Source organism: Caldimonas thermodepolymerans, assembly GCF_015476235.1.
Taxonomy (GTDB): domain Bacteria; phylum Pseudomonadota; class Gammaproteobacteria; order Burkholderiales; family Burkholderiaceae_C; genus Caldimonas; species Caldimonas thermodepolymerans.
Genome location: NZ_CP064338.1, coordinates 2,162,555 through 2,177,997 on the forward strand (window position 1 = coordinate 2,162,555; position 15,443 = coordinate 2,177,997).

The 15,443-nt window shown below is 73.4% G+C and carries 9 protein-coding genes, 1 tRNA gene and 1 other RNA gene; 4 read left to right on the top strand and 7 right to left on the bottom strand.

The window, feature by feature from the left end; translation table 11 throughout:
* Nucleotides 1-3: 3 nt before the first annotated feature.
* On the top strand, nucleotides 4-774 hold the full coding sequence (gloB, locus tag IS481_RS10100) for a hydroxyacylglutathione hydrolase (protein ID WP_104359002.1): 771 nt from the start codon (nucleotides 4-6) through the stop codon (nucleotides 772-774).
* An 11-nt stretch (nucleotides 775-785) separates the two neighbouring features.
* Nucleotides 786-2,432, top strand: a complete 1,647-nt coding sequence (locus IS481_RS10105) for a transglycosylase SLT domain-containing protein (RefSeq protein WP_104359006.1) — start codon at nucleotides 786-788, stop codon at nucleotides 2,430-2,432.
* A 19-nt stretch (nucleotides 2,433-2,451) separates the two neighbouring features.
* Here the strand turns inward: IS481_RS10105 and IS481_RS10110 are convergent, their stop codons facing one another.
* The 4 genes from IS481_RS10110 to dnaX form a co-directional block, all read right to left on the bottom strand.
* Complete coding sequence (locus IS481_RS10110; RefSeq protein ID WP_104359003.1) at nucleotides 2,452-3,519, bottom strand: ABC transporter substrate-binding protein; 1,068 nt, start codon at nucleotides 3,517-3,519, stop codon at nucleotides 2,452-2,454.
* Nucleotides 3,520-3,633: 114 nt separating this feature from the next.
* Nucleotides 3,634-4,221 (bottom strand): recombination mediator RecR, encoded by a 588-nt coding sequence (recR, locus tag IS481_RS10115; protein ID WP_104359004.1) that lies wholly within the window; start codon nucleotides 4,219-4,221, stop codon nucleotides 3,634-3,636.
* 28 nt (nucleotides 4,222-4,249) lie between these two features.
* Nucleotides 4,250-4,576: a YbaB/EbfC family nucleoid-associated protein gene (locus tag IS481_RS10120; protein WP_104359005.1), complete on the bottom strand. Its 327-nt coding sequence runs from the start codon at nucleotides 4,574-4,576 to the stop codon at nucleotides 4,250-4,252.
* A 64-nt stretch (nucleotides 4,577-4,640) separates the two neighbouring features.
* Complete coding sequence (dnaX, locus tag IS481_RS10125) at nucleotides 4,641-6,479, bottom strand: DNA polymerase III subunit gamma/tau (protein ID WP_114699314.1); 1,839 nt, start codon at nucleotides 6,477-6,479, stop codon at nucleotides 4,641-4,643.
* A gap of 115 nt (nucleotides 6,480-6,594) precedes the next feature.
* Between dnaX and ffs the strand changes: the two genes are divergently transcribed.
* Both ffs and IS481_RS10135 read left to right on the top strand, forming a co-directional pair.
* Nucleotides 6,595-6,692: signal recognition particle sRNA small type (gene ffs, locus IS481_RS10130), an RNA gene on the top strand.
* A 112-nt stretch (nucleotides 6,693-6,804) separates the two neighbouring features.
* Nucleotides 6,805-6,881 (top strand) — tRNA-Pro (locus IS481_RS10135).
* A 48-nt stretch (nucleotides 6,882-6,929) separates the two neighbouring features.
* Here the strand turns inward: IS481_RS10135 and pbpC are convergent.
* From pbpC to IS481_RS10150, 3 genes are all read right to left on the bottom strand, one after another.
* Nucleotides 6,930-9,197, bottom strand: coding sequence for a penicillin-binding protein 1C (pbpC, locus tag IS481_RS10140; RefSeq protein ID WP_419186838.1), 2,268 nt, complete (start codon nucleotides 9,195-9,197; stop codon nucleotides 6,930-6,932).
* A gap of 19 nt (nucleotides 9,198-9,216) precedes the next feature.
* Entirely contained in the window at nucleotides 9,217-14,289 is a 5,073-nt protein-coding gene (locus IS481_RS10145; protein ID WP_104358940.1) for an alpha-2-macroglobulin family protein, read from the bottom strand.
* A 103-nt stretch (nucleotides 14,290-14,392) separates the two neighbouring features.
* Entirely contained in the window at nucleotides 14,393-15,328 is a 936-nt protein-coding gene (locus IS481_RS10150; protein ID WP_104358939.1) for a carbohydrate kinase family protein, read from the bottom strand.
* Between the last annotated feature and the right edge of the window lie 115 nt (nucleotides 15,329-15,443).

A 15,443-nucleotide genomic window follows, 5' to 3' on the forward strand; every position in this document is an offset into this window, starting at 1 on the left:
GTCATGAAACTGGTTGCCCTGCCCGCATTCACCGACAACTACGTCTGGATGATCCACGATGGCCTGCAGGCCCTCGTCGTCGATCCGGGAGAAGCAACGCCAGTGACGGACGCCCTGCAGGCTGGCGGGCTCCGATTGACGGGCATTCTAGTGACGCACCACCACGGCGACCACGTCGGCGGACTGCAGCAACTGCTGGATGTGCTCGATGGCCCGGTCTACGGGCCTGCCCATGAGAGCATGCCGGTGCCCTGCACGCCTGTGTCCGAAGGTGACGAAGCCCGCTGGAACGGGCTGCGCTTCCAGGTGCTGGACGTGCCGGGCCACACCGGCGGGCACGTGGCCTACTGGTGCGAGGACCTCGACGGCGCGCCGGTGCTCTTCTGCGGCGACACGCTGTTTTCCGCCGGCTGCGGACGGCTCTTCGAGGGCACGCCGGCGCAGATGCACGCCTCGCTCGGCAAGCTGGCGGCCCTGCCGGCCGACACGCGCGTGTGCTGCGCCCACGAGTACACGCTGAGCAACCTGCGCTTTGCGCAGGCCGCCGAGCCCGGCAATGCGCAGATCGCCGCCCACCTCGCCCACTGCGAGGCGTTGCGCGCCCGCGGCGAGCCGACGCTGCCCAGCTCCATCGGGCTGGAACGGCAGATCAACCCATTCCTGCGCTGTGACCAGCCCGCCGTGGCGGCCACGCTGCGCGCTCGCGGCACGCCCGCCGACGATCCCGTCGCCGTGCTGGCCGCGCTCCGACAATGGAAGAACGAATTCCGATGAAGCATCTGCTGATGCGCCTGGGCGCCGCCTTCGGCATCGCCGCGGTCCTGCTGACGACCGGCTGTGCCACGGCCCCCGCGCCGGCCGGCGCCCCGACGCCCGCGGCTGCCGCCAGCGCTGCGGCCCCCCGCCCTGCCCCCCAGCTCACCGATGTGCCCAGCGAGGCGGCCCTGATGGCCCTGCTGGAATCCGGGTCGGAGCAGGACGACAACGCCGACGCGGCCGTGATCGTCGAGGACCCCGAGGTCAACCCGGCATCGGCCACCCACCCCGGCCAGGCCCCGGACCCCGCGGCGGTGCAGCAGAACGACCTGTGGGAGCGCATCCGCCGCGGCTTCGCGATGCCCGACCTGGAAGGCGATCTGGTGAAGAACCGCGAGCAGTACTACGCCTCTCGGCCGGACTACGTGCAGCGCATGACCGAGCGCGCCAGCCGCTACCTGTTCCACATCGTCGAGGAAGTCGAATACCGCGGCATGCCGACCGAACTGGCGCTGCTGCCCTTCATCGAGAGCGCCTTCAACCCGCAGGCGATGTCGGTCGCGAAGGCCTCGGGCATGTGGCAGTTCATTCCCTCCACCGGCAAGCACTACGACCTCACGCAGAACATCTTCCGCGACGAACGCCGCGACGTGCTTGCCTCCACGCGCGCCGCGCTGGACTACCTGGGCAAGCTCTACGGCATGTTCGGTGACTGGCACCTGGCGCTGGCGGCCTACAACTGGGGCGAAGGCAGCGTGCAGCGTGCCATCGCGCGCAACCAGCGCGCCGGCCTGCCCACCGACTACGCCAGCCTGCGCATGCCGACCGAGACGCGCTACTACGTCCCCAAGCTGCAGGCGATCAAGAACATCGTGGCCAACCCGGCCGCCTACGGCCTGGCGCTGACCCCGATCGAGAACCACCCGTACTTCCTGACGGTGGCGATCCAGCGCGACATCGACGTCGACCTGGCCGCCCGGCTCGCCGAGCTGCCGATGGACGAGTTCCGCGCGCTCAACCCGCAGATGAACAAGCCGGTGATCCTGGCTGCCGGCACGCCGCAGATCCTGCTGCCCTACGACAACGCGCGCCGCTTCATCCGCAACCTGAGCGACCACGAAGGCCCGCTGGCCAGCTGGACCGCCTGGGTGGTGCCCACGACGATGAAGGTGGCCGACGCCGCCAAGCGCGCCGGCATGAGCGAAGACGAGCTGCGCCGGATCAACAAGATCCCGCCGCGCATGATGGTGCGTGCCGGCTCCACGCTGCTCGTTCCGCGCCATCCGCACAAGCACACCGAGGACGTGTCCGCCGAGGTGGCCGACAACGCGGTGATGTCGCTGGTGCCCGAAGGCGGCAGCGGCCGCCGCGTCGTCGTGCGTGCCAAGGGCCGCGAAACCGTGGCCGCCCTGGCGCGCCGCGTGGGCGTGCGGGCGGCCGACCTGGCGCAATGGAACGGCGTGAGCCCCTCGGCCCGCTTCGCCGCCGGCCAGCGCGTGGTGGTCTACAAGCCCGGCAAGGCCAAGGCCTCGACCGCCGTGGCGCGCACCGGCAAGTCCTCCAAGTCCTCCAAGGCCTCCACGCGCACGGCCTCGAAGAAGAAGGCCGCCGGCACCCGCACCGCGGCCAAGGGCAACGGCAAGTCCAAGTCGCGCGTCAACGTCGCACGCAACTGATCCGCGGGTGCCGGGACGCTCAGGTCTTGCTGAGCCTGGTGCGCGCCCGCTCGGCGAACTCGTTGGTGTAGCTGCGCGCCAGCACCTCCTCGGCCCGGGCCTCGCGTCCCTCGCCCAGGAGGGTCACCACGTTCCACGCCGTGCGCCCGCCCGCCTCGCCCAGCAGCCCGTCCGGCGAATAGGACTCGCGCAGGCGGTAGAACGAGGCCAGGTACAGCGCGCGGTCGCCCATCATGGAGGCCTCGGGCACCGTCGAGATGATGTCCTGCGGCTGCGCCGTCTGCAGCCAGGCCAGCGCCCGCGCCACGCCGTTGACCAGCGCCTGGCAGGCCGCGCCCTGGCGCGTGACGGACGCTTGCGGGACGAACAGGCAGGTGCCGGGCAAAGGTCCGCCGAACACCTGCTGCGCGCCCTTGAGCGTGCGGGCGTCGGCGATGGTGCGCAGCTCTCCCTTCTGCTCGAGCTGCGTCATGCCCGGCTCGAGATGGCTGAGCGCGTCGACCTCGCCCGAGCGCAGCGCCAGCACGGCGCTGTTCACCGGCGCGAGGCTCACCCATTCGACCTCGTCGGGCGCCACCGCCTCGCGGGCCAGCCACAGGCGCGCGAGCACGTGGCCCATCGTCCCCGGTGCCGGCACGCCGATGCGCCGCCCGCGCAGGTCGCCCGGGCCGCGATACGCGGGCAGCAGCCGCACCGACACCCCGAGCGCGACCTGCGGCACGCGCCCCTGCAGCACGATGGTCTGCACGGCCTCGCCGCGCAGCTGCCGCTGCAGCACGCCGAGGTACGGCCCTGAACCGGCCTCCGCGCGGCCGGCCTGGACGGCCTCGAACACCGCGGCCGCCCCGGCCAGCTCGATCAGCACCACGTCCAGCCCTTCCTGGCGGAAATAGCCGAGCCGTTGCGCGACGATGAGCGGCAGGTGCGCGAGCGACCCTTCCCGCTCGAGCGCCACCCGCACCCGGTTCGGTGCCGGCCGGGCCCACCGCCCGGGCGACGCCACCGTCGCGCACGCGGCCACCCCCAGCGCACGCAACATGCCGCGGCGCTGCAGCGGGATGGACAGGACATGCGAGGGACGCGCCATGTGAGGGAGCGTAGGCGGCGCACCGGTGCGATCCAATCCGGTGCGCTCCGGGCAGGGAAACTCCCCGGGTGCCTTGCCCGGCGTCAAGGCGGCCGCACGGCGGCCGGGCGGGACTCAGCGCCGGTCGACCAGCGCGTGGGCGATGGTGCCCAGGTCCACGTACTCGAGCTCGCTGCCCACCGGCACGCCGCGCGCCAGCCGGGTCACCCGCAGGCCCTGGGCCTTGAGGCCCTCGGCGAGCACATGGGCGGTGGCCTCGCCCTCGGCGGTGAAGTTGGTCGCGACGATGACCTCGCGCACCTGGCCGTCGGTGGCCCGCTCGAACAGGCGCTGCATCGCGATCTCGCGCGGGCCGATGCCGTCCAGGGGGCTGAGGCGGCCCATCAGCACGAAGTACAGGCCCTTGTAGCTGCCGGTGCGCTCCACCGCGGCCTGGTCCGCCGGGGTCTCCACCACGCACAGCTGCGTGGCGTCGCGCTGCGGGTCCAGGCAGGTCTCGCAGACCTCGTGCTCGGTGAAGGTGTTGCAGCGCCGGCAGTGGCGCACCCGCTCCAGCGCGGCGTCGAGCGCACGCGCCAGCAACCGCGCGCCTTCCTGGTCGTGCTGCAGCAGGTGGAAGGCCATGCGCGAGGCCGACTTGGGCCCCACGCCCGGCAGGCGGCGCAAGGCCTCCACCAGCGCGTCGAGGGCCGATCGGCTCATGGCAGTCTGCAAGGAAGAGCTCGGGGGATCAGAACGGGAACTTCATGCCCGGCGGCAGCGGCATGCCGGCGGTCAGCTTGGCCATCTTCTCCTGGCTCACTTCCTCGGCGCGGCGCACCGCGTCGTTGAAGGCCGCGGCAACCAGGTCCTCGAGCATCTCCTTGTCGTCCGCCAGCAGGCTGGGGTCGATGGTGACGCGCTTGACGTCGTGCTTGCAGGTCATCAGCACCTTGACCAGGCCGGCACCGGACTGCCCCTCGACCTCCAGCTGCGCCAGCTCCTCCTGCGCGCGCTTGAGGTTTTCCTGCATCTGCTGGGCCTGCTTCATCAGGCCAGCGAGTTGACCTTTGATCATTGCGTCGTCCTTTCTCGGGTTCTTGACGGGTGCAGGACGGTGCCTGCGGTTGTGGTCGTGATCGTCACAGCGGCCGGATCGAGCCGGGCACGATGCGCGCGGTGCTGAACTGCTGCATCAGCGACACCACCAGCGGGTCGTTCTGGATCAGCTGTTCGGCCTCGCGCTGGCGTTGCGCGCGGCGGGCCGCCTCGCGCCGCGCCGGGGTGTCCTCGGTGGGGCCGACCTCCAGCGCCAGCGTCAGCGGCTGCCCGAGCACCTCGGACAGCGCCGCCTGCAGCTTGCCACGTGCCGAATCGGTCGCCAGCGTCTCGCGCTCGACGCGCAGGCGCCATGCCGGCCCGTCGGCCGACAGCAGCTGCGCCTGCATGGCCAGCTCGCGCACCAGGGCACTGATCAGCTCGCGCTCGCACATCTGGCCTACCAGCTCCTGCCAGCGATCGCCCAACGCCGAGGACGGCACCAGGATCGGCGCGGCCTCCTCGGCCGGCGGTGCGGCCCGGGCGCGCGCAGGCGCCGGCGCGGCCGGCTCCTCGTCGGGCAACGGGGCGTCGACCCAGGGCGGCGGCGGTTCGGGCTCGCGCAGCGCGGGGCGGGCCGGTGCGACCGGCGCCTGCGCCGCAGCGCGCGGGGCAGCCACCGGCGTCGCAGCGGGACGCAGCGCGGGGCGTGCGGATGCGGGTGCAGGCGGCGCTGCCGCGGCAGGCCGCGCCACCGTCGGCGGGGCCGCCCGCGGGGCGACCCGGGTGCTGGCGGTCACGGTACGCTGCAGCGGGGCCGCGGCGGCCTTGCCGGCGCCGCCCTGCGCCGGCTTGAAAGCCAGCATGCGCAGCAGCACCATGGTCATGCCGCTGTATTCGTCGGGCGCCAGGCCCAGCTCGTTGCGCCCGTGCAGCGCGATGCTGTAGAGCAGCTGCGTCTCGTCGGGCGGCAGGAGGCCCGCCAGGCGCTGCAGCACCTGCACGTCGGGATCGTTCTCGTCGGCCGCCTCGGGCACGACCTGGAACACCGCCATCTGCTGCAGCACGCTGGACATCTCTTCCAGCGCCCCGGGTGCCGACAGGCCCTGCGCACGCATCTCCTGCACCAGCGCCACCACCGCCGCGCCGTCGCCGGCGGCCAGGTGCTCGATCAGTCGGTAGACATGGCTGCGGTCCACCGCGCCCAGCATCCGCCGCACGCCCTCCTCGTACAGCACGCCGGAACCGAAGGCGATCGCCTGGTCGGTCAGCGACAGCGCGTCGCGCATCGAGCCGCGTGCGGCGCGCGCGAGCAGGCGCAGCGCGCCCGGCTCGGCCTCGATCTGCTCAGCCGCGAGCACGCGCTGCAGGTGCTCGAGCACGGTCTCGGGCGCCATCGGGCGCAGGTTGAACTGCAGGCAGCGCGACAGCACCGTGACCGGCACCTTCTGCGGGTCGGTCGTGGCCAGCACGAACTTCAGGTATTCGGGCGGCTCCTCCAGCGTCTTCAACATCGCGTTGAACGCGAAGTTGGAGAGCATGTGGACCTCGTCGATCATGTAGACCTTGAAGCGGCCCACGACCGGCTTGTAGGCCGCCTGGTCCAGCAGCAGCGAGATCTCCTCGACGCCGCGGTTGGAGGCCGCGTCCAGCTCGACGTAGTCGACGAAGCGGCCGGCGTCGATGTCGCGGCAGGCCTGGCACACGCCGCAGGGCGTGGCGGTGATGCCGCCCTGCCCGTCCGCGCCCTGGCAGTTGAGCGACTTGGCGAGGATGCGCGAGACCGTGGTCTTGCCCACGCCGCGCGTGCCGGTGAACAGGTAGGCGTGGTGCAGGCGCTGCTGCGTCAGCGCGTTGGACAGGGCCTGCACCACGTGCTCTTGCCCGACCATCTGCTCGAAGGTGCGTGGCCGGTACTTGCGGGCAAGAACGAGGTAGCTCATGGCCGCGATTCTACGGGGCGGCATCCACCGCCCCGTCCGCAGTTCGCGCGACGCATGAGGGCAACGGCCGCGTCCGCCCCGGGGACTTCCCCGAGGTGGCCTACAATCCGTCCCTGACGGGCCTCCCCGCATGGGAGCGCGGCCAACCGGGTCAGGTCGGGAACGAAGCAGCCCTAACCGTTGCGACCAGTGCCGGGGTTAAGGCTCGTCACCTTTCCTCTTCCGCTCCTGCCCGCCCGTGACGCAGATGTCCGGGCGCCGGTGCGCCGCCCGCCCGAGGCCGTTCTTGGGTGCCGGTGCAAACCGCAGATAGAATTCTTGGCCTCGGGGTGTAGCGCAGCCTGGTAGCGCAACTGCTTTGGGAGCAGTGGGTCGGATGTTCGAATCATCTCACCCCGACCATCTCTTCTCCTGCGCTGCGTGCCCGTGCACGGCAGCGTCCTCGCCCCCTCACACGCCCCGGACCACCACCTCGATGCGGTGGAAGCGCCCCTGCCCGTCCAGCGCGGTGATGCTGTGCCGGCCGTTGCTGCGGAACTGCAGCGTGACCGCCTCGCGCGCGGACGCACGGCGCTGCTGCACCCCGTCGACCAGCCAGTAGACCGGCTGCGCGGCGCTGGCGGTGCCCAGCACGCTCAGGTGCACGTCGACGTGCTGCCGGCCCGGCGCCGGGCGCAGCAGCGCGCCATGCTCCAGCCCGGCGATGCGCAGCGCGGTGCCGCCGTCGAGCGAGCGGTCGCAGCCCTCGGGCACCGGGGCACGCAGCCAGGGCTCCAGCGCCGTGGGCCAGCGCACCGCGTGCCCGCTGCGGCCACAGCCGGCCAGGCTGACCAGCAGCCCGCCGCTGCGCGCGCGGTCGGGCAAGGTGGGCGGCACGCCGCCGTTCAAGGCCCAGCCGGTGCGGCGCACCAGGCAGTGCGCCGGGTCGGTGGCCTCGACACGCAGGCCGAGCGGCCAGCAGATGGTCACCGCCCTCACGCTGTCGGGACGGCGGCGCGTCGCGGCGGCCGCGGGCGAGACCGGCGGCAGCGCGTCGACGATGTCATGCAGCAGCGGCGCGGCCACGTTGGCGCCGAAGAAGCCGGGGTTGGGCGTGCCGTCCGGGCGCCCCACCCACACCCCCACCGTGTACTCGTCGGTCACGCCCACCGCCCAGGCGTCGCGGAAGCCGAAGCTGGTGCCGGTCTTCCAGGCCACGTGCCGGCGGGCGGTGGAGGACGGGCGGTCCGGATGGCCGCCCGATTCGAGGATGTCGCGCACGATGTAGGCCGCCCCGGCGCTCATCAGCGGTGCCTCGACGCGCGGCGCGTCGGGCGTCAGGCGCGGCCGCCCCGCCACGCCGCCGCGCGCGAAGGCCCGGTAGGCGCCGACCAGCTCTTCCAGCGTGGTGCCGGCACCGCCGAGGATGAGGCTCAGGTTGGGCGCTGAGCCGGCCGGCATGCGCAGGCGCAGGCCGCCGGCGCGCAGCACCGCGGCAAAGCGCGCCGGGCCGATGCGGTCCAGCAGGTCGACCGCCGGCACGTTGAGCGAGCGCTGCAGCGCCTCGGCGACGCTGACCGGCCCGCTGAACGAGGCCTGGAAGTTGCCGGGCTGGTAGCCGCCGAAGGACTGCGGCGCGTCGACCAACAGGCTCTCGGAATGCACCAGCCCGTCGTCCAGCGCCAGCGCGTAGAGGAAGGGCTTGAGCGTGGAACCGGGCGAGCGCACCCCGCGCACCATGTCGACGTGGGCGGCGCGCTGCGCGTCGTGGAAGTCGGCCGAGCCGGCGTAGGCGTGCACCTCCAGGGTGTCGTTGTGCATCACGAGCACCGCCATCGACACCTTGGGCGGCAGCGCGCCGGTGCGGTCCAGCAGCATGCGCTCGACGGTGGACTGCAGCTCGACGTCGAGCGTGGAGGCGATCTCGGCCTGGTCGGCCCGCCCGCCCTGCTGCCGGCGCAGCCGCTCGGCCGCCAGCGGCGCGATCCACTGCGCGCGCAGCGGCTGCACCGCGACGATCTCCATGCGCGCATCGGCCACGTCCCGGGCGCTCCACACGCCCACCGCGCGCAGGCGGTCCAGCACCTTGTCGCGCGCGGCCCGGGCGCGCTGCGGGGCGCGGTCCGGGCGCAGCCGCGACGGCGCCTGCGGCAGCGCGGCCAGCAGCGCCGCCTCGGCGTGGCTGAGGTGCCGGCTGGACTTGCCGAGGTAGGCGCGGCTGGCCATCTCCACGCCCTCGACGATGCCGCCCATCGGCGCGCGGTTGAGGTAGAGCGTGAGGATCTCGCGCTTGCTCAGGCGCAGCTCCAGCTGCACGGCGCGCAGGATCTGGCGCAGCTTGGCGCGCAGCGTGCGCGTCTGGCCGTCCGGCGGGGGCTCGAGGATGCGCGCCACCTGCATGGTCAGCGTCGAGCCGCCCGAGACCACGCGCCCGTGCGCGAGCCACTGCCAGGCCGCGCGCAGCAGCGCGACCGGGTTGACGCCCGGGTGCCAGCGGAACCAGCGGTCCTCGTAGTGCAGCAGCGCCTCGAGGTACAGCGGCGAGACCTCCTCGGGCGTGACTGGCTGGCGCCACACCCCGTCGGCACCCGGGTAGGTGCGCAGCGGCGTGCCGTCGCGCGCCACCACCACGGTGCCGCGGTCCGGCACGGGGATGGGCGGCGCGAACACCAAGTCCAGCGCGAGCAGCAGCGCCAGCAGCGCTGCCAGCCCGAGTTCCCGGCGCCGACCGCGGGTCACGGCCGCCTCCCCCGTCACGTCAGCGCGGCGCGCTGGCCGCGGCCTCCGCCGGCGCGGCGCTGCCGCCGTGCGGGTCGGTGATCGTGACCGGGGCCGGCGCGGCGCCCAGCGCGCGCAGCTCGGGCCGGTACATGTCCTCGGCGAACGGGGCCGGCACCACGTAGCGGCCCGGCGTGACGACCCGCACCAGGTAGAACAGGTTGAGCAGGTCCGGCTCCAGGCGCGCCGCGGCGACGTAACGGTCGTCGCGGTACTCGCGGTGCCGGATGCGGTGGTCGGACAGCGCGTGCGCCACGTCGACCCCGCCGACCATGAACTCCTCGGCCCGGGGGCCCTGCGAGAGGTTCAGGTTCTCGACCTCGAAGCCGGCCGGGATGCGGTCGACGATCAGCGCGTCCTCGAGCACGTGCCGCGCGCGCGCCTGCAGGCGCACGATCAGCATGTCGCCCACCTTGAGCGCGCGCCCGTTCCAGGGCCGGCCGTCCAGCTCGAACCACTGGCGCTTGAGCTCAATGACGTCGGCCTGCGGCGCAGGCGGCTGCTGCGGGTAGCCGCTCGCCTCGACCTCCAGGTACAGCGGCGCGTCGTGCGTGTTGGTCAGCGTCACGCCGCGCGCGACCGCGGCGGCATCGAAGCTGCGCATCTCGGTGCCGGCGGACTGCAGCGCCTGCGCCGCCTCGCCCGCCTGCAGCTGCGCGCTCCAGGTGCCGCCGCCCTGCTCGCCCGCCGCGCGCGCGGCGAGGAACAGCGCGAAGCGCTCCTGGGTCGAGAGGTAGCGCCGGCCGCCGAGGCGGTTCGCGGCGTCGAACAGCAGCTGCTCGCGGCGCGGATGCTCGACCTGGTGGCGCGCCAGCAGCGCGTACGACAGCGCCAGGTCGCGCACCGGCGAGCCGTAGTCGCCCAGCCACTCCAGCCCCGAGGGCTGGTGCTCGGTGCCCAGGTTGGCCTGCAGGCCGTAGGGGCGCTGCACCGCGTCCTCCAGCGCCGCCTGCGCACGCGCCTCGTCGCCCATCAGGCGCAGCGCGATCGACAGGTGCACCAGTGGCAGCGGCGAGCGGGCCCGGTCGCGCACCTTGTCATGCAGGTAGCGCAGCATCGCCAGCGGCGCACGCTGGTCGCGCGCAAGCACGTAGCCGATGTGCGCCAGCTCGGCGAAGCGCCGGTGGCTGTCGCGCAGCAGCGTGTACTCGCGCGAGTCGACGTCGCCGAGCTGGTCGGGCCGCGCGCTGGCGGGCAGCTCGGGGAAGCGGTTGGGCGCCTGCTGCAGCTGCTGCAGCAGCCAGTCCTGGCTGCGCCGGTAGACGGTCTCGGGCACCGCATGGCCACGTTCGCGCGCCTCCTGCAGGAAGCCCGCGACGTAGGCCGACACCCAGGCCTCGTAGGGACCGTCGCCCCACAGCGTGTAGCCGCCGTTGGCGCGCTGCATCCCGGCCAGCCGGCCGACCGCGCCCTCGACGACGCGGGTGCGCTCCTCGGGGCCCAGCGGCTTGAGGCCGTAGGCGCGCGCGGTCGCCTCGTCGATGTAGAGATGCGGATAGGCGGCGCTGACGGTCTGCTCGGTGCAGCCGTAGGGATAGGTCAGCAGGCCCTGCACCAGCTCGCGGATGTTGAGCGGCGGGCGGTCCGACACGGTCACGCTGGCCGCGGCCGAGGCCGGGAAGTAGCGCGCGATCCAGGCCGGCTCGAGCCGGAAGCTCTGGCCGGGCTCGAGGCGCACGCGGCGCACCTCGCGCTCGTGCGGCACCGGCGGCTGCACCTGCAGCACCGATTCGCGCACGATCCTGACCCCGGCGGGCGAGACCACCGTCAGGCGCAGGCGGCCCAGGCCGTAGGCGTCGGTCGCCTCGGCGGCAAAGCGCAAGGTGGTGCGCTGCTGGTCCTTCAGGTTCACGACGCGCTCGCCGTCGCGGATGCGCACCGGCTCGGCGCCTTCCAGGCGCACCTTCAGTTCCTGCGCCGCGCCGCTCAGGTTGGTCAGGTCCAGCGCCAGGGTCGCGGCGTCGCCCGGCGCAATGAAGCGCGGGGTGGCGAGTTCGGCCACCACCGGGGCGGCGGCCACCATCTGCGCCTCCGCGCTGCCATAGCGCTCGGCCGCGGCGGCCACGGCCATCAGGCGCAGCGTGCCGTTGAAGTCCGGGATGTCCAGCGGGATCTCGGCCTCGCCCTGCGCGTCCAGCGCCACCGGGCCGCTGAACAGGTCGACCAGCTGCACCTTCTTCGGCAGGCTGCGCGTGTCGCCGCGCATGTTGGCGTCGCCGCCGTAGGCCAGCCGGGCCTGGCGCCCTTCCATCTTCTCGATCAGCCGGCCATACATGTCGAGCATCTCGGGCGCGTAGCGGTGCTTGCCGAAGAAGAAGTCGACCGGGTCCGGCGTGCGGTAGCCGGTGATGTTGAGGATGCCCAGGTCTACCGCGGACAGGGTCACGAAGGCAGGCTGGCCCTGCAGGCCGTCGACCTTGACCTTCACCGTGGTGCGCCGCTCGGGCTCCACCTTGGCCGGCGCGGTGATCGCGACGTTCAGGCGCCGGTCGTCGCGCGCCAGCGGCAGGTGCACCAGGCCGACCGCACGCGCGGGCGTGACGCGGTCGCCGGTGCTGCCGGGGCGGAACACGGTCACGGTGGCGTACAGGTCGTGGCGCGCCCAGGCGGCATCGACCGGCACCTCGACGGTCACGCCCTTGGTCGTCACCTCGACGCGCTTGCTCCACAGCAGCCGGTCGCCTTCGACCGTGACCAGCGCGATGCCGTCGTGCGGCGGCGTGATGGTCAGGCGTGCCGGCTCGCCGGGCTTCAGGGGCGCGCTGGCGAGCTTGAGCTGCACGCGGTCCGGCCGGTTGCCGATGTCCTCGGCGTCCTGCGCGTTCCAGCCGGCATAGAAGCGGTAGCGCAGCACGAGCCCGGTCTGCGGGTCATGCGCTTCCAGGCGGTAGCGACCCCAGTTCACCGGGACGGCGAGCGCGGTGCGGCCGGCGATGTCCACGGTGCGCGACTCGACCGGCTCGTCGCTTTCGGTGTAGCCGGAGTGCCAGCCCTTCAGGTCGTCGTAGCGCCAGTAGTACTGGCGCACCTCGCGCACCAGCTGCAGCTTCACGCCCTGCACCGGCGCCGGCTTCCCTTCGGTGTCGACGCGCACCAGCTCGAATTCGGCCTGCCCGCCTTCGCGCGCGACGTGCCGGTCGAACAGCGGGCGCACCGCGAGCATCTGGCGCGCCGGCCAGGCGGTGCGCTCGACCGAGCGCACCACCGGGCGGCCGCCGGTCTCCAGCAGGCTGAAGCTGCCGCGCACGCGCATCGGCGAGGCCACGCCTTCGGGCGCGGCCGGCAGCGTCACGCGGGCGTGTCCGCGCTCGTCCAGGTCCACGTCGGCGACCTCCTCGCGCGACTTGCGCTGGTCGTCGGCCACGTCGCCGAACAGGAAGCCCGGCCATTGCGCCGGCAGCGCCTGCGCGAGGCGCTCGATCGACGCGCTGGCGAGCAGCCGGTTGCCGGCCGCGGGCGCGCCGAACAGGTAGTCGCCCTGCACCTCGACCTCGAACGGCTCGCCGGGCAGCAGCACGGTGGCCGGGGTGCGCAGGTCCAGCTTCATGCGCTCGGGCAGGAACTCCTCGACCTGGAACTTCCAGCGCCCGTTCGCCGGCCCGCCCGGGTCGGTGCGCAGCTCCAGCCACCAGGTGCCGGTCTGGGCGTCGGCCGGCAGCTCGATGCTGCGCAGGTAGTAGCCGGGACGCTGCTCGTCCGGACGCCAGGTGAGCGTCTGCACGGTGCGGCCGTCCGGGCGCTTGAGCGTGGCCTGCAGCGGCAGCGGCGCGGTCGCCCGGCCATCCGGGTCACGCGCCAGCACCGAGACCTGGAAGCGCTCGCCCGGGCGATACAGGTCGCGCCCGGCGTAGACGAACAGCTTGGTGTTGCTCGGCAAATGACCACCGACGTCGAACTCGGACAGGTCCAGCCCGGGCGCGCGCAGCACGATCACCGTCATCTCGCGGCCCTGGCGCGCCACCAGCAGGCGCGCGGCCGCCGGCACGTCGGCGAAGTGGACATGGCCCTCGCCGTCCGCACCGGCCTTGCCGAGCGAGCGGGCGTGCTCGTCGAGCAGCTCGAACTCGACGCCGGTCAGCGGCTGGCCGGTCTTGAGCGAACTGGCGAACGCGTCCAGCCCCTGGGCGTAGCGGCGCACGTGCAGGCCGATGTCGCTGACGTAGAAATAGGTCGCCTGGTAGTCGCCGCCGAAGCGGCCCGGCTGCGACATCACCGCGACATAGACGCCGGGCTCCTGCAGCTCCTTGAGGGTCTCCACAGGCAGGAAGGTGACGTGCCGGCGGTTCGGCGTGTCGTCGGTGCGGAAGCGCCCCATGTAGACGCTGCGCAGGCTGCCGCGCAGCTGTTCGAGCTCCCAGCCGCCCACGCGGCCCTGCAGGCTGCGATTCTCGAAGTAAAGCTCTTCGCCCGCGTCGTCGTCCCGGCCGGCCGACCGGCCGCCGGCGACGCGCTCGAGGAAGCGCGGCAGGCCGGCCGGCTCGACGCGCAGGAACTGCACGTCCACCTCGGGCTGGTTGATCGTGACGATGGGCAGGCCGCCGTTCTGGCCGGTGGGCAGCACCACCCCGCGGCTGGCAAAGAACCAGGCCGGCGCCATCGCCTCGCTCGCCACCTCGCAGCGCGTGCCCTGGGCCAGCGTCACGCCGTCGCCGGAGACCAGGCCCTCGCGCACCTCGATGCGGAAGCGGCGCTGCGGCCGGGTGTAGGGGAAGTAGGCGATGCGCGCGTTGTCGGCCACGCTCCAGTAGCCCTGCACCAGCTCGTCCTGCGCCTCGCCCCCCTGCGCCCCGTCGGCCGGGCCGAGGTCGGTCACGCGCAGGAACTCGCCCAGCTCCTGCTTGCGGTCCAGCGGCTGGGTGAACACCACGGCCAGCGCCGGCTGGTCGTCGATCAGCCGCGGCTTGCATTCGGCCACCGCGAACGGCGCGTTCGGGTCGTCGGCCGCCGCGGCGGCCGGCAGGTCACCCGGCGCCTGGCGCCACCACACGATCGCCGCCAGCAGGGCCAGGAGGAACAGCGCGGCCAGCAGCCACGCCCGTGTGGTCGTCTTCATGCTCGGGCTTTCTCGTCTTGGAAGGGTTGTCGTCGGGACGCAGGGAGCGCCGATTGTTGCAGACGCGTGTGAAGCGCAAGTGAAGCGAAGCGCGCGCCGGACTTCACGCAGCGCCCGGCAGCTCGTCGCGACGCGGCAGGTCGGCACCGCGCCGCGCGCAGGCCAGTCCTGCGGCCTGCGTGGCTAAGCGCAGCGCGGCCTTGAGCCGGGCCGCCTCCAGCGCCTCGAGTGCTTCGGGCGCCAGCAGGCCCTGCTCGTCCAGCCAGGCCAGCAGCGCGGCCTGGAAGGCGTCGCCGGCGCCCACGGTGTCCACCACCGTCACGGCCGGCGCCGGCACCGCGACCTGTACCGCACGGGTCCAGGCCCGGCAGCCAGCGCCGCCCTGCGTGACGACCGCCAGCCGCACGCCGCGCGCCAGCCAGCGCTGCACCACCGCCTCGGGCGCCTCGCCCGGGCAGAGCAGCGCGAGGTCCTCCGCGCTGACCTTGACGAGGTGCGCCAGGCCCGCCATCTCCTCGACCACCGCCTGCCAGCGCGCCAGCCCGGGATGGACGTTGAGGCGCACGTTGGGGTCGTAGGCGACCAGGCGGCGCCCGCGCTCGCGCGCCGCCAGCGTGCGCAAGGCCGTGCCGACCGGCTCGACCGCCATCGCGTAGGAACCGAAGTGCAGCGCCGTCGCGCCCGCCGGCAGGGCGGGCAGGTCCGCCACCGGCAGGTCGCGGTCGGCCGCGCCCTCGCCATGGAAGGCGTACTGCGGCACCCCCTGCGCATCCAGGCTGACGACGCTGAGCGTGGTGGGTGCCGCGCTGCGTCGCACCAGTGCGGTGTCGACGCCCTCCTCGACCAGCGCGCGCATCAGCCGCTCGCCGAAGGCGTCGGTGGAGATGCCGCCGAGGAAGGCCACCGGCCGCCCGAGCCGGGCCAGGCCCACGGCCACGTTGTAGGGCGAGCCGCCCAGGCGCGCGTCCAGGCGCAGCCCGCCGGACGTAGGCGCGCCGGCGTACACGTCCATCAAGGCTTCACCGCAGACCACGAACATCGGTGCGACTCCCCTGCTGCCGGCGCCCCGCCGGGCCCGGTCGGGGCATTCTAGGTGCGGGGCGGCGCCGGCACGCTCACTAGAATCGTCGGCAGCCCGATCACCGAGCCCCTGC

What these genes read in the sequence shown, in the direction of transcription:
- gloB (WP_104359002.1), top strand. Translation starts at nt 4, where the DNA reads ATGAAACTGGTTGCCCTGCCCGCATTCACCGACAACTACGTCTGGATG.
- IS481_RS10105 (WP_104359006.1), top strand. Translation starts at nt 786, where the DNA reads ATGCGCCTGGGCGCCGCCTTCGGCATCGCCGCGGTCCTGCTGACGACC.
- IS481_RS10110 (WP_104359003.1), bottom strand. Translation starts at nt 3,519, where the DNA reads ATGGCGCGTCCCTCGCATGTCCTGTCCATCCCGCTGCAGCGCCGCGGC.
- recR (WP_104359004.1), bottom strand. Translation starts at nt 4,221, where the DNA reads ATGAGCCGATCGGCCCTCGACGCGCTGGTGGAGGCCTTGCGCCGCCTG.
- IS481_RS10120 (WP_104359005.1), bottom strand. Translation starts at nt 4,576, where the DNA reads ATGATCAAAGGTCAACTCGCTGGCCTGATGAAGCAGGCCCAGCAGATG.
- dnaX (WP_114699314.1), bottom strand. Translation starts at nt 6,479, where the DNA reads ATGAGCTACCTCGTTCTTGCCCGCAAGTACCGGCCACGCACCTTCGAG.
- IS481_RS10145 (WP_104358940.1), bottom strand. Translation starts at nt 14,289, where the DNA reads ATGAAGACGACCACACGGGCGTGGCTGCTGGCCGCGCTGTTCCTCCTG.
- IS481_RS10150 (WP_104358939.1), bottom strand. Translation starts at nt 15,328, where the DNA reads ATGTTCGTGGTCTGCGGTGAAGCCTTGATGGACGTGTACGCCGGCGCG.